Source organism: Campylobacter subantarcticus LMG 24377 (assembly GCF_000816305.1).
Lineage (GTDB): Bacteria > Campylobacterota > Campylobacteria > Campylobacterales > Campylobacteraceae > Campylobacter_D > Campylobacter_D subantarcticus.
In genome coordinates this window covers 544,627-560,079 of the sequence record NZ_CP007773.1, presented here as the reverse complement: position 1 = coordinate 560,079, position 15,453 = coordinate 544,627, and the positions used below count along the sequence as shown (strand labels likewise).

Sequence of the window (15,453 nt, the reverse complement as noted above, 5' to 3'; positions counted from 1 at the left end):
GCATAGGTAGTTTTACCTATGCTTATTTACTTTCTTATTGCATACTTTCAAAAAAAATATGGAAAAAACTATGATTTTAATAATGATTTTATGTATTTATACAGCTTTTTTAATTTTTATATCTTATATGCAAATTGCATTTTTAAAAAAAGAAAGAGAAAAACAAGCGATCATTTTAAACGAACACGATTATAAAAATGCTGCAGATATTGCCATAGAAAATGAAAAATATAAAATCTTTTCTAATCTTTATAATTTAATGATTAATATTTCTTGGATTACTTTTGGTTTTTTGTATTTGAAAGAATTTTTCATAAAAGAAAACTCTACCTTGGAAAATACTTTATTTTTACTTGCATTTTTATTAATTATTAGTATTTTAAATTTACCACTTAGTTATTATGAAAGCTTTATAAAAGACAAAAAACACGGCTTTTCAAATATGACTTTGACGCTTTTTATTAAAGATAGCATCAAGTCCCTTGTGCTTATGCTTATTTTTGGCTTTTTAATCATCTATACCTTGGTGTTTTGTTTTGAATTTTTTAGCATATATTGGTGGGTAGTAGCTTTTGCACTAAGCTTTATAATCATACTTATTATAAACCTCATCTACCCTACTCTTATTGCACCAATATTTAATAAAATGAAAAAACTTGAAGATGAAAATTTACTTGAAAAAATCACTAATTTAATGCAAAAATGTGGTTTTAGCACAAATGGAATTTATGTGATTGATGCAAGCAAAAGAGATAAAAGATTGAATGCTTATTTTGGTGGTTTATTTAAAAGCAAAAGAGTGGTGTTATTTGATACACTTTTAAATGCTTTAAAAGAAAAAGAACTTATTGCTGTTTTAGGACATGAGCTAGGACATTTTGTACATAAAGATTTGTTAAAAATATTATTTGCTAGTGCTTTGATGCTTTTTGCTTTATTTTTTATCTTTGCTCATTTACCAAGCTTTTTTTACACTGAAAGTCATTTAGATGGAGTAAGTGCTGGAGTTTTTGCACTTTTATTGATTTTTGGGAATATTTTTACTTTTATTATTTCCCCTGTGCTTAATAAAATGAGTCAAAAAAACGAATTTAATGCCGATTTACATGGAGCAAAACTAAGCTCTAAAGAAGATATGAAAGATGCTCTCATAGCTTTAGCAAAAGAAAATAAAGCCTTTATTAAAACAAGTAAAATTTATACTTTCTTTCATCTAAGTCACCCTTGCATTTACGATAGGATTAAAGCTTTGCAATGATTTCAATCAAACAAGCTTTAAAGCAAGCTTATGCAAAAGATTCTACTTACAAAGAATATATACTTTTTATTCTTTGTGAGTTTTTACAAAAAGATAGAGCTTGGATTTTTTTAAATCCTGAATTTCAAATTGATGAAAAAGTTTTTTTAGAATATGTAGATAAATTTTTAAATGGCGAGCCTTTTGAATATTTATTTAAAAAAACACAATTTTATGGTTTAGATTTTTTTATAGAAAAAGGAGTTTTAATACCACGTTTTGATAGTGAAATATTACTTGAAAAATGCTTAGAAAATTTAACTCAACATTCTTTTAAAAATATACTTGAAATTGGTTTTGGAAGTGGAATTTTAAGCATTTGTCTAGTAAAGTTGAAACAAATTTTTATACAAGCTTGCGATATAAATCCAAAAGCACTAGAACTTGCTAAAAAAAATGCAGATTTCCACAAAGTTTCAAATTTGATTAACTTTCAACTTTGTGATTTTAAAAATATACAAGGAAATTTTGATTTTATTTTTTCTAATCCTCCTTACATTAAAAATGATTATCCTTTAGATAAATGGGTGCAAAATGAACCACATAATGCTTTATTTGGCGGGGATAAAGGCTGGGAAATTTTATACGAAATTATCCTTTTTGCCAAAAATCAAAACACAAAAGTTTTAGCATGTGAGTTTGGATATGATCAAAAAGCAATTTTAAATGAAATTTTAGAAGAAAATGGCTTTAAAGCTACTTTTTATCAAGATTATAATGGTTTTGATAGAGCTTTTGTTGCATGGAATTTAAAAAATTAGACTATAATTATCTTTATTATAGGAGAAAATATGAAATCAATATATTTATTTTTATTAGCAAGTTTAATTGGAATTGAAATTAGCATAGGTGTGTTTTTAGCTCCGACTATATTTTATCCTGCTAAATTTATAGGTGAAGGGGTTTTAAACCATTTTCAAAGTGGGCTTTTAATGACACATATTTTTGTGCAATTTGGCTATGTTTTACTAGGTGTGAGTGCTTTGTCTATCTTAATGGAAATTTTTTCATTTAAAGATAAAAATTTAACTTTTAAAATAAATTTTTCAAAATTTATGATTTCTTTGATCAATTTGGCACTAAGTTTGCTTTTTGTATTTTACTTCACTGCTTATGTTTTAGAAGCACAAAACCTAGGAGAAGAAGCAACTAAAACTCAAGAATTTATAAAAATTCATAGTGCAAGTGAAGTTGTGATGAAAATTATCATGTTATCACAAGTAATTTTGTTTTTCTTAAATTTTAGAACAAAAAAATGATATAATAAAATAAGTCTTTAAAAGGAGCAAAGATGAAAATAGGTGATATAGGAATAACACAACAAAATCACTACTTAAACCAAGCTCAAAAAAGCCAAGAAAAGGCTTTAGAAAACATAGCTGCAATGCGTGCTATAAATGGAACTGATGGATCTAATCTAGCCATAGCTGATTCTCTAAGAAGTCAATATAGCACCATAGATCAAGGTATTTTAAATGCTTATGATTCAGTGGGTATTTTACAAATTGCTGATTCAACACTAAATAATATCTCAACCACTGCAGATAAACTCAATGAGCTTTCAGTACGCTCAAACAATGCTGCCTTGAATGATAGACAAAAAAATATACTAAATACTGAAGCAAACAAGCTTGTAAGTTCAATTAATAGTGCATTTTCAAATGCGACTTTTAATGGTAAAAATGTATTTCAAAGCATGGATTTTGTTGTTGGCATTGGAGTTGAAAGTATCAATTTAAATCAGCCAAGTACAGCAAATTTAAGTCTTGAAAATCAAGATGGAATTCGTGATTTTCAAGATCAAGTAAGTTCTTTACGTGCAGATATTGGTGTTGGAATTAACGCTATCCATTCTAATATCAACTCATCTTTGCAAACTAGCATTAACACTAAAGAAGCTGAAAGCAAATTACAAAATAATGACTTAGCTCAAAATATCAATGATTTTAATACAAATTACCTAAAAGAAAATGCATTTTTATTTGCAAATGCTCATTCAAATGTAATGTTACAAACTAAACTAGCAGGCTTACTTCAATAAACAAAAACTCCTAAATAGGAGTTTTTCAAGGAAAAATATGCAAAATAATGCTTTAAATAAGCAAGTTTTAAAACATCCATTATATGAAAAAATTCAAAAACTTAGCACAAAAGTTCAAAATTCAAATTACCTTATCAATGAAAGTTTTGATATTTTTTGTGATAAAAGCTTAGATGATGAGATTCAAAGCATTGCATTAGAGTTAAAACCTTGGCGTAAAGGACCTTTTAAAATTAATGATTTATTTATAGATACAGAATGGCGAAGTTTTATTAAATTTAATATTTTAAAACCTTATATGCAAGAAATAAAAGGCAAAATAGTAGCAGATATTGGCTGTAATAATGGTTATTATATGTTTAAAATGCTTGAATTTAACCCTTTGAAACTCATAGGTTTTGATCCTTCTATTAAGTATTATTTACAATTTTTACTTTTAAACTCTATTGCAAAAACTCAAATACAATATGAGCTTTTAGGCGTGGCTGATGTGCCAAATTATAGTATAAAATTTGATGTGATTTTTTGTCTTGGAGTGATCTATCATCGTAGTGATCCTATAGCCATGCTAAAACAACTCAAGCAATCTTTAAATAAAGATGGTATAGTCTTTTTAGACACTATGTATATAGAAGATGAAAGAGAAATAGCACTTATTCCTCAAAAAACTTACTCAAAAATACCAAATATTTTTTTCATTCCGTCGATATTAGGTTTAAGAAATTGGTGTTATAGAGCTGGATTTAGTGAATTTGAAATTATAACAACTAAACAAACCGATCTTTTAGAACAAAGAAAAACACAATGGATTGACTCTTATTCTTTAGATCAATTTTTAGATAAAAATGATTCAAATTTAACTTACGAAGGCTATGAAGCACCAAAAAGAGTTTATGTTAAATTAAAGGTGTAAAAATGGCAAGAACAGTAAGTGCTGTTACTATAGAAGAATTAATAGACCCAGAAGAGTTAAATCGTATCAAATCAGAACTTATCACTTGTCCAGGGATAAACAATGCTTTAGCAGGAAGTATTTCTCATATAGAAAGAAATTTCGCCAAAGGTATTTTAATCACAACTCATGATATGGCAGTAGATGAACTAGGATTGGTACATAGTGGTTTTGTTTTTAATGCAGCAAATTACATAGCACAAGCTGCAATCAATAAAGAATTTAGTGTCTTAATAGGCTCAAGAAGCTTTTTCTATGCTCCTTTAAAAGTAGGAGATATTTTAAATCTTGAAGCAAGCGCTTTGTTTAGCGATGACTCAAGAAAAAGAGAGGTTAAAGTAGCTGGTTTTGTAAATGGGATCAAAATTTTTGACGCATCTTTTCAGGTTATTACTACGGATGATCATATATTCAAACTTAAACAAAATCAAGCTGCTACAAATAACAATCAAAACCAACAAGAATCAACCAAGCAAGATGCTACTCCAGAGGAACTAAATGCTGTTTTAAAAGGAATCGGGGGTTAAAGGTAAATCTACCCAATTCTTTGGACATTCTTTATGGTAAGTTCCGCTTGCATCATAGTATTCTTTACAATCATCATAAAATCGATTTGAAATTCCTCTTTCATTTACAAAACAACCACCAAAAAATAATGCTAAAAACCCAACGAAAAATATTTTTTTAAACATCTCTTTTCCTATTTTAATCTTATTTGTTTACGCCATTTATAAGGTTCTATAGGATTTTCATCTACCCACAACCCTTTTTTATTTTCTTTGGCATAATTTTGCTCATTTACATACAAATCACTATAATATTCATAAGCCCAAGCAAAGCCATTTTTAACCATAACTTGATTAATATCTTTATCATTTAAATACATAATAGCTAAAATTCTACCATATTTATCCTCATCTTTTATATTCAAAACCACTTCTTTATTCAACACAATTGCATTTAAAAATTGCGTAGCCATCTTCCCATAAGCTTGATCACTCTCAGGTGCATCTATACCAAAAAGTCTAATTTTAAGCTTTTCATTTTCAAATTTAGCCTCAATAGTATCTCCATCTACTACATGACTTACTTTAGCGTTAATATAAGAATTATCATCATAGTTTAAAACATAAGCAAAAGCAAACAAAAAAAGAATAATTAACAATTTCTTTGGATCTTTTATTAAGTTTATCAATATTTTAATTTGTTTTATAGAAATTTTCATTTAAACCTTACCTATATAATAATATGCCATAATTACAAAAAAAGGAGATTTTATGCAAGAAATTATACAAAATTTTAAACAAATTACTCAAATACCTCATTGTAGTTTCCATACTGAAGAATTAAAAAATTTTCTTATTAATTTTGCTAAAAGTCAAAGTTGCCAAGTAAATGTTGATGAAGCAGGTAATATCCACGCATATAAAGGAAAACCAAAAATTTGTTTACAAAGTCATTATGATATGGTTTGCATGGGAAAGGCTCCAAATATACAAATGTATGAAGAAAATGGATATTTAAAGGCCAAGAACTCGAGTTTGGGTGCAGATAATGGCATAGGAGTATCATTAATGATGCAAGCTTTAAAAGAATTTGAAAATATCGAATGTCTTTTTACTAATGATGAAGAAGTTGGACTTTGCGGAGCAAATAATCTTGCTCACACTTTAATTTCAAACAAACTTTTAAATTTAGATCATGAAAGTGATAATGAAGTTGTTATAGGTTGTGCTGGCGGAGTGGATATTTTTGCTAGTTTAAATTTGGAAATAGATGAAAAAAAAGAAGACTGTTATGAGTTAGAAGCGATTAATTTTAAAGGTGGTCACTCAGGAATTGATATTATAAAAAATATCAAATCATCTATAAAAGAAGCAAGTTACTTTATCACTCAAAATCAAGGAGAGCTTTGTGAATTTAAAGCAGGTGAAAGAATAAATTCTATACCAAAACATGCTAAAATCATGGTATTTTTTAAAAATCCTCCAAAAGAAAATGATCATTTTAAAATAAATTATCTAGGTAAAATCAAAAGAACATATTATAAAAATTCTCAAGCTATTTTAAATCTCATCAATGCCTTTGCACAAGGAGTTAGAACTTTTAATCATCAATTAAATTTAGTTCAAACAAGTATCAATCTTTCATTAGCTTATGAAAAAGATAGTAAATTTTATTTTGAACTTTTTGCAAGATCTAATGATTTGCAAGAGCTTAAAACTATAGAATTTGAAACCTTAACTTATTTTAAGATGCAAAATTGTGAAGTTTCAAGTGCAAATTTTTACCCACCTTGGGCTAATAAAGATACTAATTTTGGAGAAGAAATTCTAAGTTATTTTAAAAAAGAAAATCCAAATGCCAAGCTTTACACTATACATGCTGGTTTAGAATGTGGTATTATAAGTGAAAAACAACCTCTAGAATGTTGTTCTATAGGACCAAATATATATAGTCCTCACTCAACAGATGAAAAATGCGAAATAGCTTCTATTGATAAAATCAGTAAAATTCTTTATACAATCTTAAAATATTATCAATAAATGTACAATAACCAATATTTTGATAAACAAATTCAAAATATTGGTAAATATTTATTTAAATAATAATAAATTTTATTTACTATTAATAAAACTTACATTATACTCTCGCATATTTTAAAAACAAGGAGAGAGTATGGAAATACTAACTAGTCTTAGTGAAGGCACTCAATTTAGTATCCAACTAGCCGTAGTTCTCATTTGTCTTTTTTATGGGGCAAAAAAAGGCGGTATCGCCCTAGGTTTATTAGGTGGTATAGGTTTATTAGTTTTAAGTTTTGGTTTTGCAGTAGCACCTGGAAAACCTTCTATTGATGTTATGCTTACTATCTTAGCAGTTGTTGTTGCTAGTGCAACTTTACAAGCTAGTGGCGGTTTAGATGTGATGTTGCAAATTGCAGAAAGAGTTTTAAGAAAAAATCCTAAATTCTTAACTATTTTAGCTCCATTTGTAACTTGTATTCTTACTATGCTTTGTGGAACTGGACATGTTGTTTATACCATGATGCCTATTATTTATGACATTGCTATTAAAAATGGCATTCGCCCGGAAAGACCAATGGCTGCTTCTAGTATTTCTTCTCAACTTGGAATTATAGCAAGTCCTGTTTCGGTTGCTGTTGTAAGCTTGACAGCCTTACTTTTAAATCCAGAAATCAACAAACATCCTTTAGCAGGATTTGATGGCTATGTAGATTTACTTGCCATTACTATACCTTCTACTTTAGTAGGTGTTTTGGCTATAGGAATTTTTTCTTGGTTTAGAGGAAAAGATCTTGACAAAGATGAAGATTTTCAAGCTAGAATTAAAAATCCAGAGCAAAGAGAATATATTTATGGCGATAGTAAAACCCTTCTTGAACAAAAACTTCCAACTATCCAATGGGTAGCGATGTGGATTTTTCTAGGTGCTATTGCTATAGTAGCTATACTTGGAGCCTTCCCAGAGCTTAGACCACAATTTACCCAAAAAGGCACTACTAAGCCTATGAATATGGTAGCAACTATTCAAATATTTATGCTTTTAGCAGGTGCAGCACTAATCATCTTTACTAAACTTGACGCAAGCAAAATTGCAAAAAATGAAATTTTCAAATCCGGCATGATAGCCTTGGTGGCTGTTTTTGGAATTTCTTGGATGGCAGATACTATGTTTGCAGTGCATACCCCTATGATGAAAGAATCTTTAGGAAATATCGTTATAGAACATCCTTGGACTTATGCTATTATGCTTTTATTAATTTCTAAATTTGTTAATTCTCAAGCAGCAGCAATCGCGGCTTTTGTGCCACTTGCATTAGGAATTGGTGTTGAACCAGGAATTATTATTGCTTTTGCAGCAGCTTGCTATGGATATTATATTTTACCAACTTATCCAAGTGATCTTGCAACTATACAATTTGACAGATCAGGTACTACAAAAATAGGTAAATTTGTTATCAATCATAGCTTTATTTTACCAGGATTAATTGGTGTGATTGTTTCTTGTATAGTAGGTTATTTCTTAGCTTTAGGTGCAGGATATTTATAAAAAAGGGCTTTTTTTAAAGCCCTTTTTTCTTATTTAAATGCTTTTTCTAAATCAATAGGCATAGCTTGATAACCTATACTTGTTCCACTAAAGCGAATTTGCACTGAAGGTTCTTCAGCTCCCCATTTAAACTCATCTATTTCAGGTCTTGGCTCACCTACAGCAGCGCCTTTACTTAAGTCAAATGACATTCCAGCAGTAGCACTATAAACCATAATAGAATTTTTATCTTTATGGTACTCAGTTAAAGAAGTAACAGGTGAAAACCACTCACTACCTCTTTGCTTGCCATACTCCCAAATTTGTTCTACAGTTTTATTTTTTTGATCTATTTTATACACAACTGCTCTTGAATATTTCATCGAAGCAAAAGCAGGTTGTTCTATACCCCTTGCATCACCATTATCAAAAGCTGTAATGTAAATATATCTTTTATCAGATTTTTCATCTACTCTAAAAGCAGTATGCTGTGTCCATGTGAAGTCAAACCCACCTTCTTCATTTTCATAACCAGGGCATTTGCTATATTCATCTTCACAAACTATCTTTTTGCCATTTTTATCAACAGGTTGCAAAAGTGCTTTTTTATATTTTTCTCCCCATCCCTTATGTGCTCCTAATATCCATTTTACTTTTTTATCACGCCCTATTTTTATAATTGCACTTTGATGACGACTTGAAATAATAATACTATCATCACTTGGATCATAATCTACACTATTTACATGTGCCCAATTACGCCCTACTCCAGTACCTGCTATATCACCAAAAGAATCACTTGTATCCATTTTAGCTAAGTCCTCATCACTCAAGGTAACTCCCGCTTTACTAGTATCTATATTTAAACAAACCGCACCTTGATCTAATGTTTTAATTATATTTGCTCTATATGGATCTAAAATTTCAAAAAGTCTCCACTCATCTACTACATTACCATTCTTATCAACCTCTACTATTACATCACGCACTGAACGCACATTTTTGTCATCAGGACGTTTGACATTAGCAGAAGCTACTCTTAAAAGATAGTTTCCATTTTGCATATTATCCATAGAATGAGAAAAATCTATATAAGAAGAAGGCAAAAGACGATTAAAAATTTCTCTACCCATTAAATCATACTTAACATATTTTTGCCCAAAACCCCAAGTTAAAGTTCCATCAGTATTTTGCCTAAATCCCATCATAATACCACGGTTATAAATGTTATCCCAATCCATTAATTTATCACTGTCTAAATACCAACGAATTTCACCTTTAGTATCAACAATAAATACATTTGAATTCTCATCCCACTCCATTGCACCTCCAGCAGGGTTATTCCATACAGCTTGAGAACCTTTTCCACTTTGTTTTCCCGGGACATTATTAACTAAATACAACCTATCTTCAAAACCTTTATCTACTTTAATTACTTCTACTTTTTCAAAAGGCACACCTCTTTGCATAATACTTCCACTTGGCTCTATATTTACTCCACCAGTTGCTATTTTATATACCTCATCTACTACTTTTTCACTTTTTCCAAAAGCAGTTTTAGTATAGCTTACTTTTACTGTGTTTAAATACGATGGATAAAGTCCAAAAATAGGAATTCCACCATATGTTTTAATTTTACTAGGGTTTACCTTATAAGATATAATTTGTCCATTCGGTTTTGGAACTATAGTTACACTCACATCTTTTAGTTTGTGTCCACCATCCATAATTACAGCACTAAGCGGGGATAAACCATAAGGATTTATCTTTATAGCGCCAATTTTACCTTGAATCTCCCAATTAATACTAGCACCACTAGGTCCACCTATAGCCAAAGAAACACTTGGTATCATCACAACAACACCACTAGCAAGTAAAACATTACTTACAATTTTACTAATTTTCATTTTTTCTCCTTTTTCAATACTACTAAGCCATTTGCACACTTGGCTCACCTAAAATTTTAAGAATAATCACAAACACCAAAACAATTAAAGCATAAATTTTAGCCTTAGAATGTAAAAATACATAAGAAATAAACATACTTCCTAAAATCACCAAACAAATAATGAAGATTAACAAACAACAAATCGCCATATTTATAAATTCCATACTAGGAATCAGGTACCAACCATTACTATACAACCCGTCTTCAAAATTTGGAGGAGTTCCAACAAAAAATTTCTGAAAAGCATTTAAACTACCATAAATATCTTCAGGTATTATAGGTGTATCCATACCACACTCACCTGTTGGTAAAAACCATCCTGGTGCCCATTCATGCAATGGTAAATTAAAAGGATATATAGGAATTTCTCTACATCCATCAACACCAGCAAAAGGATTTTCTGAATGCACTACCTCGTGGATATGATTAAGAGTAATACAATACTCTATACCAAGCCATATACCCCAAAAAACAAAAATATAAGCAAAAATTTTTAGATAATCATTTTTAGGATCTATCAAGGCTAAAATACCACCAAAAGCCATAGTTAACATAGCAAATCTTATATAAACACACTGCTCACAAGGTTCCATATAAAGATATTCTTGAAATAAAAAGTGCGCTATGAAAGTTAAGCTTACCATAGCTATAACCATTATTAACCAAGGCAACCTAGTATTTTGCCAAGTGGTGATTTTACTAATAGGACAAGAACTCATAAAATACCTCAAATCACATCTTGCTTAATTCTTCTGTTATTTCTATTAAAGCTTGTGGAGATGTGATAGCTTGTGGTATGATTTGGTATTTACCATTTACCACAAATGCAGGTGTACCATAGTTTTTAGAGATATCATTAGCATTTTCATAAGATTTTAAAATTTCACTAGCCTCAGGAGTTTTTAAAAAGTTATCTAAATCTTCTTTGCTTGCTGAAATTGCTTTTAATCCTACTTCATAAAACGCTTCAGGATTGGCTCCATTTCCCCATCTTTGTTTTTTCTTAAAATAAGCATTAAAATATGCTTCAGAAGCTTTATGAGTTAAACTATTTTTATCGCTTTGACTTACTTTATTTTGCTCATCTTTAAAAGCAGCAAAAGCAAAAATTTCATTAGCTTGCTTACCATAATCACCCATAGAGCTAACAGGATAAAATTTATAAGTTAATTGTGGTAATTTTTCTTTGACTTTTGACATGGTATTAAACTTATGATGATCATAACAATGTGTGCAACGATAAGAAAATACTTCTATTAAAGAATTTTGTGCATTTGGGATAGGTGTTTTTAAAACCACATACTCTTTACCCTCACTAAGTGCATTTGCACTCACACCAAGAACAAAAGCAGCTGCCGCCATTGCTTTTGACAAATTATTTAAGTTGAATTTCATTTTATTTCTCCTATTTGTATTTTATATATAATAAATATTTGCAATTTATTATAAACATGCTAAAGTTATATTAATATAACTTAAATATTAATTAAACAATAAGAAAAAATTTCAAAATGAAAATATAATTATTAAAAAAATAAAAAATAATAATACTTTATCACAAAAATTACAAAAAGTAATGCTTAAAAAAGCATTACTTGGTAGAAAGTTCTTTAACTATACGGATTAGTTCCTCTAAAGAAGTGATATACTCAGGATTGATTTGATATTTGCCATTTACTACAAAAGCAGGCGTGCCATAATTTCTTGAAATTTCATTAGCTACATCATAAGCAACTAAAAGCTCTTTGGCTTCTTTAGTTTGTAAAAATTTTTGCAATTCTTCTTTACTAGCACCAATAGCATTTAAACCTATTTTATAAAATAAATCAAGATTATTTAAATTTATTTTTTTTTCAAAATGACTTACAAAATACACGTCAGCAAGCTTATAAGTAAGACTTTTTTCACTAGTAACATCTAAACCTAAAGCTTTTTCTTTAAAAGAAGCTAAAGCAAACATCTCATTTAAAGCACCACCGTACTCGAGCATAGAACTTACCGAGAAAAGATCATATTTTAAATTTGGTAAAGCTTGTTTAACTTTTGCTAGAGTGTGAAATTGATGATGATTATAGCAATGAATACAATGATAAGAAAATACCTCTATTAGAGAATTTTGTGCATTTGGGATAGGTATTTTTAAAGTAATATACTCTTTACCCTCACTAAGTGCATTTGCACTCACACTAAAAACAAAAGCCATAATAGCTAGCAATTTAAACATTTTTTGCAAAACTTGCATGATTTTCCTTTTTTCAATGATATAAAATACAATTTTAACATAAGATATAAAATCAAGGATATTTTATGCTTTTCTTATGACATTTTAAGTAGAATTTCAACAAATTTATCAATAAAAAAAGTTGATTGTAAGCGATATTTTCCGATCAATATAAAATAAAAGGTCTAAAATGCAAATACGAATTTATTATGAAGATACCGATGCAGGTGGAGTGGTATACCATAGCAACTACTTAAAATTTTGCGAAAGAGCAAGAAGTGAGATATTTTTTCAAAAAAATGCAAAAATTTTTGATAAAAATACAGGACATTTTCTACTTACAAAAGCAAATTGTAACTTTTTAAAACCCGCTAAACTTGGAGATCTTATAGAAGTAAAAACATTTATCACAAAGCTTAAAAAAGCCTCAGTTTGTATAAAACAAGAGATTTATAAAGAAAATACCAAGCTTTTTGAAGCTGAATTTACCCTAGCTTTTTTAAAAAATGAAAAAGTAGCCCCTATAGATGAGACTATAACTAAGGTTTTTACTGATTTTGCAAAGGAGTAAAACCTAAGCCTTGCGAGCGAATGATCTTAACCTTATAGTCAAACTGATTATTATTTAAACTCTCATCGAAAATTCTTTGAGAGTCTTTATCTAAAAACTGCGTATAAAAATAATCAAGACCCACGCTAGTTGCATACGCTATCCAGTTGTAATTAATATTTTGCGAAAAAAGCTCATTAAGATAGCTTAGAGTTTGATCCTCATTAGAAATGGAATTTGCTAGTAAAAGTTTTTTTCTATCATTAATTTGTGTTAAGCTTAGTAAAATAGGATTATAATTAATCTGAGTTGATAATAACACAAAAGGCTCTATATCATAAGTTCTTATTTGCGAGCTTATAAGCGCTGTTTTAATCAAAGAGGTATTTAAAACAATACTAGAATCTTGAAAACTTCTATTTTGATTTAAAATACTTCTAAAATCAAATTTAGAACTATTGATAGTGTAAATTTTCTCACTACCATTACCTGCGTTTAAAACATTCTCATCTAAGCGATTTGCCAAAGGTGTTCCATCTGAAAAAATGATATTTTTGCCATTGGAGTATTCTAAAAGCTTTTGGATTTGTTTTTGATAATCTATACTTCCAAAATATACATTTTCATTTTGCGTATCAAAATTTCTTTTGTGTGCAGTTGGTATGAAAACTTTTACATTAGAATCAAGATTTTCTTTTAATAAATTTTTCACACCCTTATCTGTAAAACCTGCGATGATATAATTAAATTTCTCATCTTGAGCTTGTTTAAAAGCTTTAGCTATCTTGCTCTCATCTTCAGTGCCTATTAAAAACACCTTTACTTTTATCTGCGCTCTTTGTCTTAACAAATACGCTATACTTGAGTTTATAATAGTATTAGAATAGCTTTTAATCGTTTGCTCAGGCAAAATAATAGCTAATTTTACACTAGCATTTTTTTGAATTCTTTTTTCAAAATCTATAATGGAGTTTAAAAGTTTAGTATAGATATTAACCAAAAGTTCATTTGCATTATCACTGTTAAATCTTGATAAAAAATTAAAATAAAGTCCTGTTTCTAGCAAAGTAAATAAACAATCATTATCGCAATTTTGAAATTCTAAATTAGGATAAAAAGACTCACTAGGTTCTATGGGTGATGGTTTTTGCTCTTTTGCAAAAGCACTTAAAGTTAAAACAAAACTCATCATCAAACAAACTAAACTTTTTCTCATAAATAACCTTTTATTTTTTTAATATCTTCTATAAATTCAGTATAAAAGCTAGGATTTTTACTCAAAAAATTCAAATCATAACTTGGCAAAAGCAAAGCATTATTAAAACGCATACATTGCCCTTTGTATTTTTGAAAGTTCTCAAAACCCAAACTTACAAAAGCTTCTTGACCAAGACATAAAATAATCTTTGCTTTTACAAAATCAAGCTCGTTATAAAAATATGGTAAGCATAATTTTAGTGCTTGATCATCTATTTTAAAATTACTAAAACATTTAAACATATAAGAAAAATATATCTCATCTTCTTTTAAATTTAAAAGCTCTTTGCATAATCTTAAAAACTCTTGCTTATTTTTAGAAGCAAAAAACTTTCCACTTTCATTTTCTTCTTTATCGATAAAAGCTTGATAAATCAAAATTTTAGCATTTTTGGCTTCTTTTTCCATTAAACTATGCTTTCTTAATTTAGAAAAATGACAAAGATTGCAAGTTTTCACTCTTTCGTTTAATTCTTTAAAGCTTAAGTTAAAATGTCTAATTTGTTTTTGCTCGTTAAAATATTCATAACCAAAAGCTTTTAAATAACACAAATTACGCTTATTCATTACATCAATGCTTCTAAATTTTCACCCTCTAAACGATAAGTTCTCCACTCATTCATATGCTTTGCATTTAATTTAGTATAAAACTCAATCCCTAAATCATTATCGTTCAAACATACCCACTCTAAGCGTTTGAGATTTTTTTCTTTACAAATTTGCGCTAAATATTTAAAAACAGCTCTAGCATAACCTTTTTTTCTATGCTTTGGCTGTATGTAAATATCTTCTAGGTATAAACCACCCAAGCCCCAAAAAGATGAAAAAGTAAAATAATACATCACATAGCCTATTATCTCACCATCAACCTTTAAACTCAAAGCCTTAGCATACTCATGTTTAAAAAATGATTCTTCAAGTTCTTTACTTGTGCATCTTACATCATCAAGCATATTCTCATGAATAGCAAGCTCTTTGAGTAATTCTAAAATTTTTCCCAAATCTTCTTTTTTGCTCTCACAAATTTCAAAAGCCATTGTTTTTCCTTAGTTTACAAAATAAAATCAAAATTTAGCAAAAAGTTTTAAAATAACTCTTAATTAAAAGCAGATTTAAGTAAGATTTTGCTAACAT

18 protein-coding genes are annotated in these 15,453 nt (G+C 28.9%); 9 read left to right on the top strand and 9 right to left on the bottom strand.

The genetic code is table 11. From position 1 onward, the window contains the following. Positions 1-70: 70 nt before the first annotated feature. Genes CSUB8523_RS02970 through CSUB8523_RS02945 form a run of 6 tightly spaced genes read left to right on the top strand, consistent with a single transcriptional unit; the run spans position 71 to position 4,817 of the window. Positions 71-1,258 (top strand): M48 family metallopeptidase, encoded by a 1,188-nt coding sequence (locus CSUB8523_RS02970; RefSeq protein ID WP_039663266.1) that lies wholly within the window; start codon positions 71-73, stop codon positions 1,256-1,258. Then, positions 1,258-2,058, top strand: coding sequence for a HemK/PrmC family methyltransferase (locus CSUB8523_RS02965; protein ID WP_043020347.1), 801 nt, complete (start codon positions 1,258-1,260; stop codon positions 2,056-2,058). Before CSUB8523_RS02970 ends, CSUB8523_RS02965 begins: the two co-directional genes overlap by 1 nt. Positions 2,059-2,088: 30 nt before the next feature. Continuing rightward, positions 2,089-2,556: a DUF4149 domain-containing protein gene (locus CSUB8523_RS02960; protein ID WP_043019554.1), complete on the top strand. Its 468-nt coding sequence runs from the start codon at positions 2,089-2,091 to the stop codon at positions 2,554-2,556. Between the two features lie 32 nt (positions 2,557-2,588). Beyond that, entirely contained in the window at positions 2,589-3,338 is a 750-nt protein-coding gene (locus CSUB8523_RS02955) for a flagellin (protein ID WP_039663262.1), read from the top strand. A gap of 37 nt (positions 3,339-3,375) precedes the next feature. Continuing rightward, positions 3,376-4,251, top strand: coding sequence for a tRNA 5-methoxyuridine(34)/uridine 5-oxyacetic acid(34) synthase CmoB (gene cmoB / locus CSUB8523_RS02950; protein WP_039663259.1), 876 nt, complete (start codon positions 3,376-3,378; stop codon positions 4,249-4,251). Positions 4,252-4,253: 2 nt separating this feature from the next. Continuing rightward, positions 4,254-4,817 carry a hypothetical protein gene (locus tag CSUB8523_RS02945; RefSeq protein ID WP_039663257.1) on the top strand — a complete coding sequence of 188 codons (564 nt, stop codon included), beginning with the start codon at positions 4,254-4,256 and terminating at the stop codon, positions 4,815-4,817. On the opposite strand, the gene CSUB8523_RS02940 is transcribed toward CSUB8523_RS02945, so the two are convergent. After that, positions 4,797-4,982 (bottom strand): hypothetical protein, encoded by a 186-nt coding sequence (locus tag CSUB8523_RS02940; protein ID WP_039663254.1) that lies wholly within the window; start codon positions 4,980-4,982, stop codon positions 4,797-4,799. The two genes, CSUB8523_RS02945 and CSUB8523_RS02940, sit on opposite strands and share 21 nt — an antisense overlap. A gap of 8 nt (positions 4,983-4,990) precedes the next feature. Next, positions 4,991-5,515, bottom strand: coding sequence for a thermonuclease family protein (locus CSUB8523_RS02935; RefSeq protein WP_039663252.1), 525 nt, complete (start codon positions 5,513-5,515; stop codon positions 4,991-4,993). A gap of 52 nt (positions 5,516-5,567) precedes the next feature. On the opposite strand from CSUB8523_RS02935, the gene CSUB8523_RS02930 reads away from it, so the two are divergent. Further along, positions 5,568-6,836 (top strand): M20/M25/M40 family metallo-hydrolase, encoded by a 1,269-nt coding sequence (locus CSUB8523_RS02930; RefSeq protein ID WP_039663250.1) that lies wholly within the window; start codon positions 5,568-5,570, stop codon positions 6,834-6,836. Positions 6,837-6,969: 133 nt separating this feature from the next. Next, positions 6,970-8,364 carry an anaerobic C4-dicarboxylate transporter gene (locus CSUB8523_RS02925; protein ID WP_039663248.1) on the top strand — a complete coding sequence of 465 codons (1,395 nt, stop codon included), beginning with the start codon at positions 6,970-6,972 and terminating at the stop codon, positions 8,362-8,364. Between the two features lie 29 nt (positions 8,365-8,393). Here CSUB8523_RS02925 and CSUB8523_RS02920 read toward each other — a convergent pair whose 3' ends face one another. From CSUB8523_RS02920 to CSUB8523_RS02905, 4 genes are all read right to left on the bottom strand, one after another. Further along, complete coding sequence (locus tag CSUB8523_RS02920; RefSeq protein WP_039663245.1) at positions 8,394-10,250, bottom strand: aryl-sulfate sulfotransferase; 1,857 nt, start codon at positions 10,248-10,250, stop codon at positions 8,394-8,396. Positions 10,251-10,272: 22 nt separating this feature from the next. Next, positions 10,273-11,010 (bottom strand): protein-disulfide oxidoreductase DsbI, encoded by a 738-nt coding sequence (gene dsbI / locus CSUB8523_RS02915; RefSeq protein ID WP_052242977.1) that lies wholly within the window; start codon positions 11,008-11,010, stop codon positions 10,273-10,275. Positions 11,011-11,023: 13 nt separating this feature from the next. Then, positions 11,024-11,686, bottom strand: a complete 663-nt coding sequence (locus CSUB8523_RS02910; protein ID WP_039663243.1) for a thiol:disulfide interchange protein DsbA/DsbL — start codon at positions 11,684-11,686, stop codon at positions 11,024-11,026. Between the two features lie 196 nt (positions 11,687-11,882). Next, positions 11,883-12,533 carry a thiol:disulfide interchange protein DsbA/DsbL gene (locus CSUB8523_RS02905; protein WP_043019553.1) on the bottom strand — a complete coding sequence of 217 codons (651 nt, stop codon included), beginning with the start codon at positions 12,531-12,533 and terminating at the stop codon, positions 11,883-11,885. Between the two features lie 169 nt (positions 12,534-12,702). Between CSUB8523_RS02905 and CSUB8523_RS02900 the strand changes: the two genes are divergently transcribed. Then, positions 12,703-13,083: a YbgC/FadM family acyl-CoA thioesterase gene (locus CSUB8523_RS02900; RefSeq protein WP_039663239.1), complete on the top strand. Its 381-nt coding sequence runs from the start codon at positions 12,703-12,705 to the stop codon at positions 13,081-13,083. On the opposite strand, the gene CSUB8523_RS02895 is transcribed toward CSUB8523_RS02900, so the two are convergent. Genes CSUB8523_RS02895 through CSUB8523_RS02885 form a run of 3 tightly spaced genes read right to left on the bottom strand, consistent with a single transcriptional unit; the run spans position 13,061 to position 15,356 of the window. After that, a complete protein-coding gene (locus CSUB8523_RS02895) occupies positions 13,061-14,278 on the bottom strand; it encodes a hypothetical protein (protein ID WP_043019552.1) in 1,218 nt (405 codons plus the stop codon). The two genes, CSUB8523_RS02900 and CSUB8523_RS02895, sit on opposite strands and share 23 nt — an antisense overlap. Next, positions 14,275-14,886 carry a uracil-DNA glycosylase family protein gene (locus CSUB8523_RS02890; protein WP_039663235.1) on the bottom strand — a complete coding sequence of 204 codons (612 nt, stop codon included), beginning with the start codon at positions 14,884-14,886 and terminating at the stop codon, positions 14,275-14,277. The genes CSUB8523_RS02895 and CSUB8523_RS02890 overlap by 4 nt, the downstream gene beginning before the upstream one ends. Then, a complete protein-coding gene (locus tag CSUB8523_RS02885) occupies positions 14,886-15,356 on the bottom strand; it encodes a GNAT family N-acetyltransferase (protein ID WP_043019551.1) in 471 nt (156 codons plus the stop codon). The genes CSUB8523_RS02890 and CSUB8523_RS02885 overlap by 1 nt, the downstream gene beginning before the upstream one ends. Positions 15,357-15,453: the final 97 nt, after the last annotated feature.

Coding starts and splice junctions, on each gene's coding strand:
- CSUB8523_RS02970 (WP_039663266.1), top strand. CDS start 71: ATGATTTTAATAATGATTTTATGTATTTATACAGCTTTTTTAATTTTT.
- CSUB8523_RS02960 (WP_043019554.1), top strand. CDS start 2,089: ATGAAATCAATATATTTATTTTTATTAGCAAGTTTAATTGGAATTGAA.
- CSUB8523_RS02955 (WP_039663262.1), top strand. CDS start 2,589: ATGAAAATAGGTGATATAGGAATAACACAACAAAATCACTACTTAAAC.
- cmoB (WP_039663259.1), top strand. CDS start 3,376: ATGCAAAATAATGCTTTAAATAAGCAAGTTTTAAAACATCCATTATAT.
- CSUB8523_RS02945 (WP_039663257.1), top strand. CDS start 4,254: ATGGCAAGAACAGTAAGTGCTGTTACTATAGAAGAATTAATAGACCCA.
- CSUB8523_RS02940 (WP_039663254.1), bottom strand. CDS start 4,982: ATGTTTAAAAAAATATTTTTCGTTGGGTTTTTAGCATTATTTTTTGGT.
- CSUB8523_RS02935 (WP_039663252.1), bottom strand. CDS start 5,515: ATGAAAATTTCTATAAAACAAATTAAAATATTGATAAACTTAATAAAA.
- CSUB8523_RS02930 (WP_039663250.1), top strand. CDS start 5,568: ATGCAAGAAATTATACAAAATTTTAAACAAATTACTCAAATACCTCAT.
- CSUB8523_RS02925 (WP_039663248.1), top strand. CDS start 6,970: ATGGAAATACTAACTAGTCTTAGTGAAGGCACTCAATTTAGTATCCAA.
- CSUB8523_RS02920 (WP_039663245.1), bottom strand. CDS start 10,250: ATGAAAATTAGTAAAATTGTAAGTAATGTTTTACTTGCTAGTGGTGTT.
- dsbI (WP_052242977.1), bottom strand. CDS start 11,010: ATGAGTTCTTGTCCTATTAGTAAAATCACCACTTGGCAAAATACTAGG.
- CSUB8523_RS02910 (WP_039663243.1), bottom strand. CDS start 11,686: ATGAAATTCAACTTAAATAATTTGTCAAAAGCAATGGCGGCAGCTGCT.
- CSUB8523_RS02905 (WP_043019553.1), bottom strand. CDS start 12,533: ATGCAAGTTTTGCAAAAAATGTTTAAATTGCTAGCTATTATGGCTTTT.
- CSUB8523_RS02900 (WP_039663239.1), top strand. CDS start 12,703: ATGCAAATACGAATTTATTATGAAGATACCGATGCAGGTGGAGTGGTA.
- CSUB8523_RS02895 (WP_043019552.1), bottom strand. CDS start 14,278: ATGAGAAAAAGTTTAGTTTGTTTGATGATGAGTTTTGTTTTAACTTTA.
- CSUB8523_RS02890 (WP_039663235.1), bottom strand. CDS start 14,886: ATGAATAAGCGTAATTTGTGTTATTTAAAAGCTTTTGGTTATGAATAT.
- CSUB8523_RS02885 (WP_043019551.1), bottom strand. CDS start 15,356: ATGGCTTTTGAAATTTGTGAGAGCAAAAAAGAAGATTTGGGAAAAATT.